General features: G+C 56.3%; 5 protein-coding genes, 2 tRNA genes and 3 rRNA genes. 1 reads left to right on the top strand and 9 read right to left on the bottom strand.

From position 1 onward, the window contains the following. Positions 1-82: 82 nt before the first annotated feature. The 9 genes from recD to tyrS form a co-directional block, all read right to left on the bottom strand. Positions 83-2,191, bottom strand: a complete 2,109-nt coding sequence (gene recD, locus NL116_RS04295) for an exodeoxyribonuclease V subunit alpha (protein ID WP_494376150.1) — start codon at positions 2,189-2,191, stop codon at positions 83-85. Next, positions 2,188-5,877 carry an exodeoxyribonuclease V subunit beta gene (gene recB / locus NL116_RS04290; protein WP_494376149.1) on the bottom strand — a complete coding sequence of 1,230 codons (3,690 nt, stop codon included), beginning with the start codon at positions 5,875-5,877 and terminating at the stop codon, positions 2,188-2,190. Before recB ends, recD begins: the two co-directional genes overlap by 4 nt. Then, entirely contained in the window at positions 5,874-9,326 is a 3,453-nt protein-coding gene (gene recC / locus NL116_RS04285; protein ID WP_494376148.1) for an exodeoxyribonuclease V subunit gamma, read from the bottom strand. Before recC ends, recB begins: the two co-directional genes overlap by 4 nt. Before the next feature lie 156 nt (positions 9,327-9,482). Beyond that, positions 9,483-9,598 (bottom strand): 5S ribosomal RNA (rrf, locus tag NL116_RS04280). Positions 9,599-9,755: 157 nt separating this feature from the next. Then, positions 9,756-12,647: ribosomal RNA gene (locus tag NL116_RS04275) — 23S ribosomal RNA — on the bottom strand. Positions 12,648-12,896: 249 nt separating this feature from the next. Beyond that, a tRNA-Ala gene (locus tag NL116_RS04270) sits at positions 12,897-12,972 on the bottom strand. Positions 12,973-13,002: 30 nt separating this feature from the next. Then, positions 13,003-13,079: transfer RNA gene (locus NL116_RS04265), tRNA-Ile, on the bottom strand. Positions 13,080-13,241: 162 nt separating this feature from the next. After that, a 16S ribosomal RNA gene (locus tag NL116_RS04260) occupies positions 13,242-14,778 on the bottom strand. Together the 16S, 23S and 5S rRNA genes with 2 tRNA genes alongside form the textbook arrangement of a ribosomal RNA operon. 506 nt (positions 14,779-15,284) lie before the next feature. Further along, the gene (gene tyrS, locus NL116_RS04255; protein WP_494376147.1) at positions 15,285-16,484 is read right to left on the bottom strand and encodes a tyrosine--tRNA ligase; all 1,200 of its coding nucleotides are present in this window, start codon (positions 16,482-16,484) and stop codon (positions 15,285-15,287) included. 213 nt (positions 16,485-16,697) lie between these two features. On the opposite strand from tyrS, the gene NL116_RS04250 reads away from it, so the two are divergent. After that, a complete protein-coding gene (locus tag NL116_RS04250) occupies positions 16,698-18,110 on the top strand; it encodes a peptidoglycan DD-metalloendopeptidase family protein (RefSeq protein WP_494376146.1) in 1,413 nt (470 codons plus the stop codon). Position 18,111 lies beyond the last annotated feature (1 nt).

Below are 18,111 nucleotides of genomic sequence, written 5' to 3'. Positions count from 1 at the left end.
CACCATAGCATAGCGATGAAACACCCGCGAGGCCGCGTATTACGGCGCTTTGGACGGTTTTTTGGCGCCGGAAACTCGCACCTTAATCGCCCGGGGCACCCCCTTCTTCCAGCTCCAGCATCAACCCGCTCAAGCGCTTGACCTTGCGCCGCACGGCTTCTTCAAATACGCCGGTGCGAGGCTCGATCAAGGTGAACCAATGCTTGGCCCGGGTGATCCCGGTGTAGATCAGTTCCTTGGTGAGCACTGGGTTAAGGGCGTCCGGCAGAATCAGTGCCGTATGGGCAAATTCCGAGCCTTGGGATTTGTGCACGGTCATTGCGTAGACAGTCTCGACATCGTTGAGCCGGCTCGGCAGCACAAACCGCACGCCGCCCTGACCATCATTTCGCGGAAACGCCACACGCAGCACCTGTTTGCCTGCTTCGGGCCCATCACGCTCCGGCAGCTTGAGGGCGATGCCGATGTCACCGTTCATCAAACCCAGGCCATAGTCGTTACGGGTCATCAACACCGGTCGACCTTCGTACCACTGCTGATCGCTGTCGATCAACCGGGCCTTGAGTAACGCGGCGGTCACTCGCTGGTTCAACCCTTCCACGCCCCAAGGTCCCTTGCGGACGGCGCAGAGCAACTGAAATGCGTCGAAGGCTTGCAACACCTGACGCGCCCAATCGGTCCAGCATGGATCGTCGAGCGGGCTGTCGAGCGCTGGCCGCTGACTGCGCAGAAGACTCAAATAGTGACGATAGCCTTGCGGTCCTTCGCCGTGACCTTCGAGTAACAAGCGCTCCAACGCCCGGTCTTGTTCGCCCTTTAGCGGCAGGGAAAACACGTCGTCGTGGCTGCGGGCCGCCAACAACTGGCGCGCGTGCTCGGGTTGCTGCTGGTTGACCCAGCGCGCCAACTGGCCAATGCCGCTGCCCTCGCCGAACCGGCGCGAGTGGCGCAGCATCACCACTTGTTGGGCCAGCGGATGAGTGCCTTGGATGTCGGACTGCAAACCACTGGTCTCGAGGCTTTCACCACTGACCGCTTCCAGCCACTGGCGAGTCTGCGGACTGTACCAACCCGCCTCGGCATCGCGGCACAGATCGCCCAGCACAGCGCCGGCCTCCACCGAGGCCAGTTGATCCTTGTCTCCCAACAATACCAACCGCGCGTGGGCCGGCATGGCATCCAGCAGGTTGGCCATCATCTCCAGGTCGATCATCGACGCTTCATCCACCACTAGCACATCGAGCGGCAAGCGATTACCGGCGTGATGACGAAAGTGCCGTGTGCCAGGCCGACTGCCCAGCAAGCGGTGAACGGTGGTGACGTCCGACGGAATCTGGCCACGAACTGATTCGGCGACTTGCAGGGTCTGGACTTGTTGGCTGATCGACTCCGTGAGCCTGGCCGCCGCTTTACCGGTGGGTGCTGCAAGCCGGATGCGCAGCGGTTTGCCGGCTTCCACTGCCGGGGCCTGAAGCAATGCCAGCAAGCGCACGACCGTGGTGGTCTTGCCGGTGCCCGGGCCACCGGTGACGATGCTGAAGGCACTGCGGGTCGCCAGGGCACAGGCGAGTTTCTGCCAGTCGATCACTTCACCGGTTTTGGCGGAACCGAACAAACCGCTCAGGCGTTGAGATAAATCATCCGGCGTCGATTCGTGTTCTGCCAAGCGCAGGCGCAGGGCATCGTCGATGCGTCGTTCGTAAGCCCAGTAGCGGCGCAAGTACAGGCGCTTGCCAGATAAAACCAGAGGTCGCGATTGCGCCGTTTCACGCCCGTCTGCGGCCAGCGCCACCAGAGTGCTGCAGGCCAGCACCTTGCACCAATGAGCACCGTCCAACGCTTCAAGCAATTGCGACGGCAACAACATCGCGCCGCTGTGCATATCACCCTCAGGCGGCAGCGACAGGGCAAAATCCGGTTCTTTCAGCGTCTCGAACAGGTCCAGGCACACATGGCCGTGGCCCAGTTGATGACTGGTCAACGCGGCCGCGAGCAGCACCAACGGATCATCGTCAGGCGCGAGTTCGTGAAGGAAGGCGACGAACGCCTTGTCCAGAGCGCGCAACCAACCACGCTCAACCCAGCGGGTCAGTAACAGCAGCAGGTCATCGGCACGACTCAATGGCTCGAGATCCGCCAGGCTTTGCGCTGCCAAAGGTGTGGGCAGCAAATCGGCAAAGGTGCGGCTCATAGCAGTACTCCCTGTTCCCACGCGGGTTCGGCCTTGGGTTCTGGCTTGCCCTGGAACATTCGGTCCAGTCGCTCGATCAGCTCTTTGGGTGGACGGGCGAAGTACACGCCTTGGCTGGAAGCACGCGTCCCCCGCAAGAACAGGTACAGCGCACCACCGACATGCCGGTCGTAATCGTAGTCGACCAGCCGCGCCTTGAGCTGCCGGTGCAACGCCAACAGGTACAGCACGTATTGCAGGTCATAGCGGTTATCAAGAATCGACTGTTCCATGGCCTGTGGGGTGTAGGCCGCGTCATCAGCGCCCAGCCAGTTGGATTTGTAATCGGCGACGTAGTAACGCCCCTCATGCTCGAAGGTGAGGTCGATAAATCCCTTGAACATGCCGTTGAGCAAGACCGGTTCGGCTGCCACTCGGGCAACGCCGTTGTGGGTGTGTTGGCGCACCAGTTCATCCAGTTTCAGCACATCGACTTTATGGCTGGCGAACCAGAATTCCATCTCGACCCGGTACTGGGTCAGTTGCTCGAAAATCACCGGGGCCTGCCCAACGCCGAGGTGCAGCGGGGACTTGAGCAAATGTTGCAGCCAATCGCTCAGCGTGGTGATCCAGCCTTCCCAGCCACGGCGGTTGCAGCGCCGGGCAATCGCGTCTTCGACCACTTGTGGATGGGTGGTAAAACCTTCGTCGCCCGCCCATTCCAGCAAACCATGAAGAAAGGTGCCGGGGTTGGGGCCTCGAGGGAATCGATGGATATCGCCGCCACCGGCCGCCACTTCTCGCGGTGCTTGCGGGTCGAGGCGTTCGTCGTCGAAGAGTTTTTGCGCTTGCGGACTCTCCGGGGCTTCGTCACGGCCCACACTCATACTGTCGCCAATGCGCAAGGCGCTGTACGAAGCGATCCACCAGTTTTCACTGGCCTTGCGTTTCGGTACGCGCAGCGCAAGCAAACTCGCCTGATTTAGCGGTGGATGGTAAAGCTCGGCGGTGGCTGACGGCATTTCAGCGTAAGTCAGCGCCGGGCAGTCCTGCTGCAAATCTTCCAGCCAGCGCTTCAGGCCTGCCGACTCGGCCAGGGGCGACCCGCCGCCCAGCAGGTAACCCAGTGCCGACAGATGCAGCACCGAACTGTTGTTATTGCCGCGTTTGAGATCTGTCACGCCGAGCCAGCACGCATGTTGCGCGCGAGTCAGGGCGACATAGAGCAAGCGCAGATCTTCGGCCAGACGCTCATCGTCGGCCAGGGCAATCGACTCTGCAGTCGGCTTCAAGCTCACCTGAGCCTTGCCGTTTTCGTCGTGGTAATGCAGCGGCAGACGACTGCCATCCACCGGTTTCGCCGAACAGATGAAGGGCAGAAAGACCAAGGGATATTCAAGGCCCTTGGATTTGTGAATGGTTACGACCTTGACCAGTTGTTCATCGCTTTCCAGGCGCAGAATCTGCTCTTCGCCGGCCTGGCCGGACAACGCCAGATGCTCGGACAAATGACGAATCAGCGCTTGCTCGCCATCGAGTTCCGCTGCGGCCTGTTGCAGCAATTCGGATAGGTGCAGCAAGTTAGTCAGTACTCGTTCGCCATCGCTGCGCGCGATCAATGCCTGCGGGAGCTGGAAGTCATGCAGTAAACGTCGCAGCATCGGCAGCACGCCCTGCTTGCGCCAGAGTTCGCGATAGCCACGAAATTGCATGACCCGTGCTTCCCAGGCGAGTTCGTCCTGATTCAGTCGCTCCAGTTCAGCCAGCGACAGATTGAGCGTGATGCACGCCAACGCCGCTCGCAGTGGTCGCTCGACGTCGGGCTCGGCACAGGCTTTGAGCCAGGTCAGCACGTCGTGAGCTTCTTGTGCGGCGAACACCGAATCCTTGTCCGACAGATAGACGCTGCGCACACCTCGCGCCGACAGCTCGCCGCGCACGGCTTGAGCTTCTTTGCCATCGCGGACAAGGATCGCGATATCGGCTGGCAGCAGGCCTCTGAAGTCCTTTCCAGCTTCGACGAAACCCGCTCGCCCTTGTTGCCCGCCGTTGAGCAACGCGGTGATTTCACTGGCGCAGGCAGCGGCCAATTGCTGCCGATACACAACACCAGACAGGGGTTGTTCTGCGGACAAATGCCAGATATTCAGGGACGGGACCAGTTGCTCCTCTATGTGCAAAACTTCTTTACGCCCCTGGGATTCCACGGGCAGAAACGGTACGGGGTTGTCGCCATTTTTTTCCCGGAACAGAAACGCGCCGCGCCCCGACTCACGGGATTCGGCGCGTTCGAATACGTGATTCACCGCACTGACCATGCCATGGCTGGAGCGGAAGTTGGTGCCCAGCGTATGCAGTCGACCGGTTGTGGCCTGACGGGCACGCAGGTAGGTGTAAATGTCGGCGCCACGGAACGCATAGATCGCCTGCTTCGGATCACCGATCAGGAACAGGCCGCACTCGGGATTGTTGTCTTCGATGCGATAGATGCTTTCGAAGATCCGGTATTGGACCGGGTCGGTGTCCTGGAACTCGTCGATCAACGCAACCGGGAACTGCTCCCGAATCAAGGTGGCCAGCCGCTCGCCGCCCTCCGACTGCAAGGCGGCATCAAGGCGCAGCAGCATGTCGTCGAAGCCCATCTCAGCACGGCGACGCTTTTCTTCCTCGAACCGCGTTCCCACCCAGCGGGCGGCATGTTGCAGAACAGCCGCGTCGGGGGTTGGCAGTCCATCGAGGCTGGCCTTGAGTCCGGGCATCGCGTCCAGTCCCGGGTGGCGCGGCACTTCACCCTTCCAGGCTTCGGCCATGCCGTCCGGCGTCAGACGAGTGAAACCGGTGCCGATGTCCAGTTGCTCAAGCGCTTCATCGGCGGCCCAGGCTTTGATTTTTTCGAACCAGGGCTCGAAGTAGCGTGCCTGCATCTTTCGTCCGTCGACGCTCTTGCTCGCAACACCCTGGTGACAGATCACCAGCAATTCGTCCGCCCATTGACGCCACGGCATCTTGAGTTCGAGCAATGCGGTTCGTCGTTCCTGCAAACATTCGCTGATGAGTTCGGCCGGTTCTTTTCCTTCAAGACTGTCGCGTTCACTGGCGAACAAACCACGCACGCGCGGCAACAACGCTGCCGGTCCGCCCCAATTGCTGCGGACCCAGTTCAGTGCATCGCCTTGCATCGGGTAACAGAACAGCCGCCAGTAATCACGCAGGACTTCGCCCAGCAAATCGCTGTGATCGGTTTCCAGGGTCTGGGTAAACAGGCTGCCGCTGTCGAATGCGTGTTCGCGCAGCATGCGTTGACACCAACTGTGGATGGTCGAGACGGCCGCCTCATCCATCCATTGCGCGGCGATGTCCAGACGGTTTGCGCAGCCCGACCACTGTTCGGGAAGGTACTCATCACGCAATTCGGCAATGAGGCCATCCGGTGCCGGCGTCTCATCACGGAAGAATCGCGCAGCCTCGGCCAGACGCGTACGGATACGTTCGCGCAGCTCCTTGGTGGCGGCATCGGTGAAGGTCACGACGAGGATTTGTGGCGGCAACAATTCACGCCCGAAACCACTCGCGTCGCTGCCATGACCGAGGACAAGGCGCAGATAGAGCGCGGAAATGGTGAAGGTCTTGCCGGTCCCGGCGCTGGCTTCGATCAGTTGGCTGCCGCGCAGTGGGAAGGCCAGTGCCAGAGGTGTTTTTCTGGTCATGAACGAGCCTCTTCGCTGGTCAGTGAACGCCAGGGGGCTTCGAGCATCGGTTTGTACAAGGCGTTGCACCAGTCGGAGAACGTTTCGTCAGCGAGCAGTGCATCGTAGTCAGCAAACTGTCGAGTGAGTGCAGGGCTTTCTCGGCGTTCGCCGTCAGTGGTCTGGCCATCGCCTTCGTAGGCTTTGCGGGCAGCGGCTTCGGCTTTCATCGGATCAGTCTGGCCTAGCCAGGCGAAGGCCGTTTTTACTGCAACCGGCAGGGGTTGACGCATGCCCGCTTGCCAGGCCTCCAGAAGATGTCCCAGCGTTTTCAATGCAGCGCCCTTCCCCAGCGGCTCCAGCAGCAGGCTATCGTCGCTGGCCACCAGCGCGGTGGACATCGGAATGCCACTGGCGCAGGCAACCAGATGATTAACCCAAGGCCGCGTCAACCGGTGCCATTTACGGTTTTTTATTGAGCCAATGCTGTTGGGAATAGTAGTGACCGATAGCAAGCTGCCGTCCGCACGCTGGTGCAGACCACTGAGCCAACCTTCGAGTCGCAGTCCTTCCAGCTCAAGATTCACGGGCAGAGCGCTGGTCAGCGGTGTCGGCCATAACGCCAGGAGTTGTTGATAGCGTTGAAGCAGATCCGGAAGCGGCTCGATCAACTCACGCTGAAGGCATTCGCCGAATCCGGCCAGAGGCAGCAGCCCACTGTTTTGCAGGCGTTTGGCCTGGTCTTCCAGTGCCTGATCGGCGTGATCGATCCGTCCCAACGCCGCCGCAAGCAAACTGTCGCTAAGGTTGTAGCGTTGCAGCGCATCGAGGACAAAGGGCTCTTCATCGGCCAAGGGCACTTCAGCTGCTTCGAAGAACACCTTGAGCCGCTGGCTGAAAAAATGTCGAACGGGATTACGCAGGAAATCCTGCAATTGACCGAGGCTCAGCGGCTCCTCCTGTACGTATGCGTCCAGTACTTCGCCTTCTGCCATCTGATCAGTGACTTGATGGAGGACTTGCCACTCATTGGCGTAGCTGAACAGCGCGTCACCTTCATGAAAGTAACGAGCGCTGAAGGGCTGCAATGGGTGCTCCTGAGTCATGGATTCCAGCAGATCGTCGCCCTCATCGCGCAGTCGCCAACCGCTGGCGAGATGGTCGCGCAATTGGCCAATCAGCACGGAGGCCGGGCGCTCGCTGTTATCTCGTATGCTTCGGCCCACCCAGCTGATGTAGAGCTGATCTCGTGCCGACAGCAGCGCTTCCAACAGGAGATAACGGTCATCTTCACGACGGGACCGATCTCCGGGGCGATAGTCACTGCCCATGAGATCGAAATCCAGTGGCGGTTGCGCACGAGGGTAATCGCCGTCGTTCATGCCCAACAGACAGACCCGTTTGAACGGAATCGCCCGCATCGGCATCAAGGTGCAGAAGTTGACGGCTCCCGCCAGAAAACGCTGGGACAGGCGACCTTGATCCAGTCCGGCCAGCCACGCTTCCCGCACCACGGTCAGCGGCAAATCATCCTGTAAACCGACGGACTCGCAAGTGTCGAGCCACGTTTCGCGCAACTCTTCGAGCTGCGCCAGCAAGTAGTCATCGTGCTCATTGCTGGCCAGGAAGAACAGCTGCACCAAGGCTTGTAATCGCACACCCCATTCTTTGGGCGGTGCAGGTTGAGTCAATTCCTGATGGGCGATTTCCAACGCGTCCAGCAGGGCCACCAAAGGTCCGATGAGCGCGGCATCCAGACCGCCAATTTCGTCGTAAGGCTCGATGCCTTCGCACGCAATGGCGCTGCCCACGGCATAACCCAGCAGCATCCGGCGCAGGCCGAATCGCCAACTGTTCTGCTCCAGCGCTTCAGGCAACCCCAGCCCTGCACGCTGCTCGGCATTCATTCCCCAGCGGATGCCCGCACCTTCGATCCAGCGGTGCAGCGTCGGCAGATCACGCTCTTCGACGCCGAAGCGGGCACGTAATGCTGGAACATCCAGCAGGTCGAGGATCTCGCTGACGGGGAAACGGCTGTCGGGAAGTTTGAGCAGGTGTTCGACCGCAATCAGCAGGGGATCGCGACCACGCTGGCCCTGATCCGCGAGCGTGAAGGGAATGAAACGAGGGTCCTGGCGATCAAGCTGACCGAATACGGCGCGAATATGCGGTGCATAACTGTCGATATCCGGGACCATCACAATGATGTCGCGAGGTTTTAGATCGGGATCAGCGCTGAAGCGTGCCAGGAGTTGATCATGCAGGATCTCGACTTCACGCTGGGCACTGTGGGCGATGTGAAAACGGATCGACTCGTCTTGTTCGAGATCGACGGCTGGCCAGCATTCTCGTGTTTCGCTCAGTGGGCGCAATTCGAGAATGTCGTCCTGCAATTGATTGAGCATGTTCTTTGGCTGATTGTCGCTGAACAGGTCGATGCGCCCGTCACGAAATGCCGCGCTATAGCTGTTGGGATCGTCATAGCTGTCGAGAAGATTGATGTAGTCCCGCCCCTGTTTACCCCAGGCAGCCAGTAGCGGATGAGCATGCTGGTGGAGTGTTTGCGGGTCGAGTACAACAGGCATCCCGCTCTTGCGGGCCTGGCGCTTGTATTGATGCCGTAGCAGGTCTTTATCGGCGACGATGTCAGCCCAATGGTAACGACAAGGGTTATGTACACACAGCAGAACCTGGCTGAAACGGGCCAGTCCGGCAAGCGCTTCAAGTGCTTGAGCGGGGAGAGAAGAAATCCCGAAAACGATCACCCGCGAGGGCAATCCGCTAGGGGCAACGTCGAGGCTGTTGATGCGCTCGATAAACCGCTGATGAACACCGGCACGGCTTTGCGCCATGCCTTCCTCACCCACATCAAGCAACAGCGCTCGCCATAATTCGGCCTGCCAGCAGTTGGCCGGGGCCAGTGGCTTGGCTTCGCCTCTGCCATTGCGCAATTGGTGGCGACCTTCTGCCCAGTCTTCGAGCCAGTCGGCGCGGTAAACCTGGTACTGGTCGAACAAGTCTGCGAGTCGCTCAGCCAACTGGTAGCGCTTACGTAAATCGGTGTCATGGGTCAGGAAGCGCTGCAGTGGCTCAAAGTGTGGCTGGTTGATCAGTTGTGGGAGGAGGCGCATCAGACGCCAGGTCAAGGGCGCTTTATCGAGTAACGATTTTACCGGGATGTTATCGCGGCCAAGGACCATGCGATAAAGCTGCCACATGAAGCTACCGGGTAATTGCACGTCGATGGCGGCGGCAATACCGCAGCCGCCCATATCATCCTCTTCCGGATCTTCGGCAAGGGCCAGCTTGAGCCACTGCGCGATGCCATTGCTCTGCACCAGGGCGATTTCATTTTCCAGGGGAGCCAGCGGATAACGCCGCATTACGCTGATCACCAGGCTGCGCAGTTCATTCAGACTGTTGCTTTGAACCACCATAAAAGCAGCGTTGAGGGACGTGGCGTCCGGCATAAAGGCTTCCTTGGGAAAATACAAACGCTAGGGCCGAACCTTAGCATTGTCGGGAGACTGTGACAGCCGGGAGCTGTCCGGTAATGCTGTACGAACTTTCCTGCAGGCAAAACAAAACCCCTACCTGCATACGCAGATAGGGGTTTCGGAATTTAATCTTGACGATGACCTACTCTCACATGGGGAAACCCCACACTACCATCGGCGATGCATCGTTTCACTGCTGAGTTCGGGATGGGATCAGGTGGTTCCAATGCTCTATGGTCGTCAAGAAATTCGGGTACTGAGTCGTGACCAGTTGGCCTCGCTTCAGCAAATTGGGTATGTGACAGCTTTCGGTGTTTTGTGAGCGTCGAACTTTCGGTTCATTTCGTCTTCACACACCGCAATCTGATGCTCTTTCGAGTAGTCAAATTGCTTGGGTGTTATATGGTCAAGCCTCACGGGCAATTAGTATTGGTTAGCTCAACGCCTCACAGCGCTTACACACCCAACCTATCAACGTCGTAGTCTTCGACGGCCCTTCAGGGGACTCAAGGTCCCAGTGAGATCTCATCTTGAGGCTAGTTTCCCGCTTAGATGCTTTCAGCGGTTATCTATTCCGAACATAGCTACCCGGCAATGCCACTGGCGTGACAACCGGAACACCAGAGGTTCGTCCACTCCGGTCCTCTCGTACTAGGAGCAGCCCCTCTCAAATCTCAAACGTCCACGGCAGATAGGGACCGAACTGTCTCACGACGTTCTAAACCCAGCTCGCGTACCACTTTAAATGGCGAACAGCCATACCCTTGGGACCGGCTTCAGCCCCAGGATGTGATGAGCCGACATCGAGGTGCCAAACACCGCCGTCGATATGAACTCTTGGGCGGTATCAGCCTGTTATCCCCGGAGTACCTTTTATCCGTTGAGCGATGGCCCTTCCATACAGAACCACCGGATCACTAAGACCTACTTTCGTACCTGCTCGACGTGTCTGTCTCGCAGTCAAGCGCGCTTTTGCCTTTATACTCTACGACCGATTTCCGACCGGTCTGAGCGCACCTTCGTACTCCTCCGTTACTCTTTAGGAGGAGACCGCCCCAGTCAAACTACCCACCATACACTGTCCTCGATCCGGATAACGGACCTGAGTTAGAACCTCAAAGTTGCCAGGGTGGTATTTCAAGGTTGGCTCCACGCGAACTGGCGTCCACGCTTCAAAGCCTCCCACCTATCCTACACAAGCAAATTCAAAGTCCAGTGCAAAGCTATAGTAAAGGTTCACGGGGTCTTTCCGTCTAGCCGCGGATACACTGCATCTTCACAGCGATTTCAATTTCACTGAGTCTCGGGTGGAGACAGCGCCGCCATCGTTACGCCATTCGTGCAGGTCGGAACTTACCCGACAAGGAATTTCGCTACCTTAGGACCGTTATAGTTACGGCCGCCGTTTACCGGGGCTTCGATCAAGAGCTTCGCGTTAGCTAACCCCATCAATTAACCTTCCGGCACCGGGCAGGCGTCACACCCTATACGTCCACTTTCGTGTTTGCAGAGTGCTGTGTTTTTAATAAACAGTCGCAGCGGCCTGGTATCTTCGACCGGCATGGGCTTACGCAGTAAATGCTTCACCCTCACCGGCGCACCTTCTCCCGAAGTTACGGTGCCATTTTGCCTAGTTCCTTCACCCGAGTTCTCTCAAGCGCCTTGGTATTCTCTACCCAACCACCTGTGTCGGTTTGGGGTACGGTTCCTGGTTACCTGAAGCTTAGAAGCTTTTCTTGGAAGCATGGCATCAACCACTTCGTGTACTAAAAGTACACTCGTCATCAGCTCTCGGCCTTAGAATCCCGGATTTACCTAAGATTCCAGCCTACCACCTTAAACTTGGACAACCAACGCCAAGCTGGCCTAGCCTTCTCCGTCCCTCCATCGCAATAACCAGAAGTACAGGAATATTAACCTGTTTTCCATCGACTACGCTTTTCAGCCTCGCCTTAGGGACCGACTAACCCTGCGTCGATTAACGTTGCGCAGGAAACCTTGGTCTTTCGGCGTGGGTGTTTTTCACACCCATTGTCGTTACTCATGTCAGCATTCGCACTTCTGATACCTCCAGCAAGCTTCTCAACTCACCTTCACAGGCTTACAGAACGCTCCTCTACCGCATCACCTAAGTGATACCCGTAGCTTCGGTGTATGGTTTGAGCCCCGTTACATCTTCCGCGCAGGCCGACTCGACTAGTGAGCTATTACGCTTTCTTTAAAGGGTGGCTGCTTCTAAGCCAACCTCCTAGCTGTCTAAGCCTTCCCACATCGTTTCCCACTTAACCATAACTTTGGGACCTTAGCTGACGGTCTGGGTTGTTTCCCTTTTCACGACGGACGTTAGCACCCGCCGTGTGTCTCCCATGCTCGGCACTTGTAGGTATTCGGAGTTTGCATCGGTTTGGTAAGTCGGGATGACCCCCTAGCCGAAACAGTGCTCTACCCCCTACAGTGATACATGAGGCGCTACCTAAATAGCTTTCGAGGAGAACCAGCTATCTCCGAGCTTGATTAGCCTTTCACTCCGATCCACAGGTCATCCGCTAACTTTTCAACGGTAGTCGGTTCGGTCCTCCAGTTAGTGTTACCCAACCTTCAACCTGCCCATGGATAGATCGCCCGGTTTCGGGTCTATTCCCAGCGACTAGACGCCCTATTAAGACTCGCTTTCGCTACGCCTCCCCTATTCGGTTAAGCTCGCCACTGAAAATAAGTCGCTGACCCATTATACAAAAGGTACGCAGTCACCCAACAAAGTGGGCTCCCACTGCTTGTACGCATACGGTTTCAGGATCTATTTCACTCCCCTCTCCGGGGTTCTTTTCGCCTTTCCCTCACGGTACTAGTTCACTATCGGTCAGTCAGTAGTATTTAGCCTTGGAGGATGGTCCCCCCATATTCAGACAAAGTTTCTCGTGCTCCGTCCTACTCGATTTCATGACCAAGAGATTTTCGCGTACAGGGCTATCACCCACTATGGCCGCACTTTCCAGAGCGTTCCGCTAATCTCAAAGCCACTTAAGGGCTAGTCCCCGTTCGCTCGCCACTACTAAGGGAATCTCGGTTGATTTCTTTTCCTCAGGGTACTTAGATGTTTCAGTTCCCCTGGTTCGCCTCTTAAGCCTATGTATTCAGCTTAAGATAACCATCTTATGATGGCTGGGTTCCCCCATTCAGACATCTCCGGATCAAAGTCTGTTTGCCGACTCCCCGAAGCTTTTCGCAGGCTACCACGTCTTTCATCGCCTCTGACTGCCAAGGCATCCACCGTATGCGCTTCTTCACTTGACCATATAACCCCAAGCAATCTGGTTATACTGTGAAGACGACATTCGCCGAAAATTCGATAATACTCAATTAAGAGCAACTCACAAATTTTACCTTAGCCTGATCCGTTACCAGTGAAAGTAACGTTCAGTCTATCTTTCTATCACATACCCAAATTTTTAAAGAACGAACTAGTCAAAGACTAGAAATCAACATTCACCATCTCAACGATGGAATGCTCATTTCTAAGCTTTATACAAACAGAAGCAGTAGTGGTGGAGCCAAACGGGATCGAACCGTTGACCTCCTGCGTGCAAGGCAGGCGCTCTCCCAGCTGAGCTATGGCCCCGTATTTCTACAGGCGTTTCCCACACAAAATTGGTGGGTCTGGGCAGATTCGAACTGCCGACCTCACCCTTATCAGGGGTGCGCTCTAACCAACTGAGCTACAGACCCAATTTCGAGCTACTAAGGCCGACCTCACCCTGCTCTTAACCACAAAGCATGGGGTACGCTCTAACCAACTCAGCTACAAACCGATACAGGCTGCTTCTTTCGTCTTCTTCAATGAATCAAGCAATTCGTGTGGGAACTTATGGAGCAGCTGATGTCGTCGATTAAGGAGGTGATCCAGCCGCAGGTTCCCCTACGGCTACCTTGTTACGACTTCACCCCAGTCATGAATCACACCGTGGTAACCGTCCTCCCGAAGGTTAGACTAGCTACTTCTGGTGCAACCCACTCCCATGGTGTGACGGGCGGTGTGTACAAGGCCCGGGAACGTATTCACCGCGACATTCTGATTCGCGATTACTAGCGATTCCGACTTCACGCAGTCGAGTTGCAGACTGCGATCCGGACTACGATCGGTTTTCTGGGATTAGCTCCACCTCGCGGCTTGGCAACCCTCTGTACCGACCATTGTAGCACGTGTGTAGCCCAGGCCGTAAGGGCCATGATGACTTGACGTCATCCCCACCTTCCTCCGGTTTGTCACCGGCAGTCTCCTTAGAGTGCCCACCATAACGTGCTGGTAACTAAGGACAAGGGTTGCGCTCGTTACGGGACTTAACCCAACATCTCACGACACGAGCTGACGACAGCCATGCAGCACCTGTCTCAATGTTCCCGAAGGCACCCATCCATCTCTGGAAAGTTCATTGGATGTCAAGGCCTGGTAAGGTTCTTCGCGTTGCTTCGAATTAAACCACATGCTCCACCGCTTGTGCGGGCCCCCGTCAATTCATTTGAGTTTTAACCTTGCGGCCGTACTCCCCAGGCGGTCAACTTAATGCGTTAGCTGCGCCACTAAGAGCTCAAGGCTCCCAACGGCTAGTTGACATCGTTTACGGCGTGGACTACCAGGGTATCTAATCCTGTTTGCTCCCCACGCTTTCGCACCTCAGTGTCAGTATCAGTCCAGGTGGTCGCCTTCGCCACTGGTGTTCCTTCCTATATCTACGCATTTCACCGCTACACAGGAAATTCCACCACCCTCTACCATACTCTAGCTCGTCAGTTTTGAATGCAGTTCCCAGGTTGAGCCCGGGGATTTCACATCCAACTTAACGAACCACCTACGCGCGCTTTACGCCCAGTAATTCCGATTAACGCTTGCACCCTCTGTATTACCGCGGCTGCTGGCACAGAGTTAGCCGGTGCTTATTCTGTCGGTAACGTCAAGACACCAACGTATTAGGTTAATGCCCTTCCTCCCAACTTAAAGTGCTTTACAATCCGAAGACCTTCTTCACACACGCGGCATGGCTGGATCAGGCTTTCGCCCATTGTCCAATATTCCCCACTGCTGCCTCCCGTAGGAGTCTGGACCGTGTCTCAGTTCCAGTGTGACTGATCATCCTCTCAGACCAGTTACGGATCGTCGCCTTGGTGAGCCATTACCTCACCAACTAGCTAATCCGACCTAGGCTCATCTGATAGCGCAAGGCCCGAAGGTCCCCTGCTTTCTCCCGTAGGACGTATGCGGTATTAGCGTCCGTTTCCGAGCGTTATCCCCCACTACCAGGCAGATTCCTAGGCATTACTCACCCGTCCGCCGCTCTCAAGAGAAGCAAGCTTCTCTCTACCGCTCGACTTGCATGTGTTAGGCCTGCCGCCAGCGTTCAATCTGAGCCATGATCAAACTCTTCAGTTCAAACATCTTTGGGTTTTTAAGAAACCCTAAACTTGGCTCAGCAATCGTTGGTTACATCTTTGATTTCTCGCGGAGTAACTTGTGATGCTGATAATCTTGCTGACTATCAGTCTGACTCCACAAGCACCCACACGAATTGCTTGATTCAGTTGTTAAAGAGCGGTTGGTTAAGATCTTTCGTCTCAACCGAGGCGCGCATTCTACAGCAGCCTCTGTTGCTGTCAAGCGGTTATTTTCAGAAGTTTTCAAAGTTTCGCTTGGAAATCTCTAACAACTTCAACCACTTGCGCTTCCGATCACTCGGTAGCGGGAGGCGAATTCTACAGCGTTACACGCTGCTGTCAACACCTCTTTTTCAACTCCTTTCGGACTTCGATGAACTGAAGCCACTCACTGCCGAAAACTTCGTAACTCATTGTTTACCAAGGAGTTTTCCGTTTCGACTGCGCCGGAAGTGGGGCGAATTATAGACATCCAGAATTCGCCGTCAAGCACTGTTTGCAGCTTTACTCGGATTTCAGCGTAATACGTGCAAATGCCTTCTTGCCCGCCTGGCAAACGTGCGTGGCACCCAGCACGTATATAAAGGCGCGATCAACCACCTCACCATCTATACGTACACCACCAGCATTCAACAGATCACGCGCCACCGCCGAATTCTTCACCAGCCCTGCCTTATTGAGAACAGCCGCAATCGGCATATCTTCAGCAGCAGTCAATTCGATCTCAGGCAGATCATCAGGCAGCTCGCCTTCCTTCATACGATTGCCCGCCCCACGATGAGCATTGGCCGCAGCCTCCTCACCATGGAAACGCGCCACGATCTCTTCAGCCAGTTTTATCTTGATATCACGCGGGTTCGCACCAGCCTCTACATCCGCACGGAATGCATCGATCTCATCCATGGAGCGGAAACTGAGCAACTCGAAGTAACGCCACATCAGCGCATCCGGAATGGAAACCAGCTTGCTGTACATGACACCCGGCGCTTCCTGGATACCGACGTAATTGCCCAAGGACTTGGACATCTTCTTCACGCCATCCAGGCCTTCGAGCAACGGCATAGTCAGAATGCACTGCGGCTCTTGACCGTATCCACGCTGAAGCTCGCGTCCCATCAACAGGTTGAACTTCTGGTCGGTACCACCCAACTCAACATCCGCGCGCAACGCAACCGAGTCATAGCCCTGAACCAGCGGATAGAGGAATTCGTGGATAGCGATTGGCTGATTGGTTGTATAGCGCTTGTCGAAATCATCGCGTTCGAGCATGCGAGCAACCGTGTATTGCGAAGTCAGACGAATGAAATCAGCCGGCCCCATCTGATCCATCCAGGTGGAGTTGAACGCAACCTCGGTTTTAGCCGGATCAAGAATCTTGAAGACCTGAGTCTTGTAGGTCTCGGCATTCTCGAGAACCTGCTCACGGGTAAGCGGCGGACGTGTCGCGCTCTTCCCGCTCGGATCACCAATCATCCCGGTGAAGTCGCCGATAAGGAAGATCACCTGATGCCCCAGCTCCTGGAACTGGCGCAGCTTATTAATAAGTACGGTGTGACCCAGGTGCAGATCCGGCGCAGTCGGATCGAAGCCAGCCTTAATACGCAGCGGCTGGCCACGTTTGAGCTTCTCGATCAGCTCGGACTCGACCAACAGTTCTTCTGCACCACGTTTAATCAGCGCTAGCTGCTCTTCAACCGACTTCATAACAGACCCGCAAGGCTCGAATTCAAAGGGGACCAACCATACAAGATCACGCGTCAAATACAAAGTTTGGCCGGCGCAATGACGCCAATCCGCCGGCAGAGTGTCCGCGGACTTGCTTCAGAGATGATTTGGTTATATTTTATACAGTTATTTCATCTTCATCATGTCATTCATCTTTTCCAATTCATCTTTTTTCAAAGTCAAATATCACTTATGACCAAAGAATCGTCTAAAGCGCCACCGCTTTACCCGAAGACCCACCTGCTCGCAGCAAGTGGCATCGCCGCCCTGCTGAGCCTGGCGCTTCTGGTATTCCCATCCAGCGATGTTGAAGCCAAAAAGACCACACTGAGTCTCGAACTGGAAAGCCCTGCGGAACAACTGTCACAAGAACAAGACGCTGCTGACGCCGCACAAGCCACAAATGAACCCGTGGCCTCCCCTTTTGCGCAGATCGAAAACGCCGCCGAAGAACCACAGGAAACCGCTCAGGCCGCGCCTGTGGTCGAAGAAAAGAAGGCTCCAAACCACAGGGAAGTGATCGTATCCAAAGGCGATACGCTCTCCACCCTGTTTGAAAAAGTCGGCCTGCCAGCCGCTTCGGTGCATGAAGTCCTCGCCAGCGACAAGCAAGCCAAGCAGTTCAGCCAGCTTAAACATGGGCAGAAGCTCGAATTCGAACTGAACCCTGAAGGCCAACTGACCAACCTGCACAGCAAGATCAGCGACGTCGAAAGCATTACCCTCACCAAGAATGACAAGGGTTATGCGTTCAACCGCGTCACCGCCAAGCCCACTGTACGTTCCGCTTACGTTCATGGAGTGATCAACAGCTCATTGTCGCAATCCGCCGCTCGCGCCGGCCTGTCCCACAGTTTGACCATGGACATGGCAAGCGTGTTTGGCTACGACGTCGACTTCGCCCAGGATATTCGCCAGGGTGACGAGTTCGATGTGATCTACGAACAGAAAGTTGTCAACGGCAAGGCCGTCGGCAACGGCCCGATCCTTTCCGCCCGCTTCACCAACCGCGGCAAGACCTACACCGCCGTGCGCTACATCAACAAACAAGGCAACAGCAGCTACTACACGGCTGACGGCAACAGCATGCGCAAAGCGTTCATCCGCACCCCGGTTGATTTCGCCCGCATCAGTTCGAAATTCTCCATGGGCCGCAAGCACCCGATCCTGAACAAAATTCGCGCCCACAAAGGCGTTGATTATGCAGCACCACGTGGCACGCCAATCAAGGCTGCCGGCGACGGTAAAGTATTGCTGGCCGGTCGCCGCGGCGGCTATGGCAACACCGTCATCATTCAGCACGGCTCCACCTACACCACGCTGTATGGCCACATGCAAGGCTTCGCCAAAGGCGTTAAGACCGGCGGCACGGTTAAACAGGGCCAGGTGATCGGCTTCATTGGCACCACCGGGCTCTCCACCGGCCCGCACTTGCACTACGAATTCCAGGTCAATGGCGTTCACGTCGACCCGCTAGGCCAGAAGTTGCCAATGGCCGATCCGATCGCCAAGGCTGAACGCTCACGCTTCCTCGCGCAGAGCCAACCACTGATGGCGCGCATGGATCAAGAGAAGGCCACCCTGCTGGCTTCGAGCAAGCGCTAAG

This window comes from Pseudomonas sp. FBCC-B1667, assembly GCF_059133255.1.
This window is presented reverse-complemented; position numbering and strand designations above follow the sequence as displayed.

Coding starts and splice junctions, on each gene's coding strand:
- recD (WP_494376150.1), bottom strand. CDS start 2,191: ATGAGCCGCACCTTTGCCGATTTGCTGCCCACACCTTTGGCAGCGCAA.
- recB (WP_494376149.1), bottom strand. CDS start 5,877: ATGACCAGAAAAACACCTCTGGCACTGGCCTTCCCACTGCGCGGCAGC.
- recC (WP_494376148.1), bottom strand. CDS start 9,326: ATGCCGGACGCCACGTCCCTCAACGCTGCTTTTATGGTGGTTCAAAGC.
- tyrS (WP_494376147.1), bottom strand. CDS start 16,484: ATGAAGTCGGTTGAAGAGCAGCTAGCGCTGATTAAACGTGGTGCAGAA.
- NL116_RS04250 (WP_494376146.1), top strand. CDS start 16,698: ATGACCAAAGAATCGTCTAAAGCGCCACCGCTTTACCCGAAGACCCAC.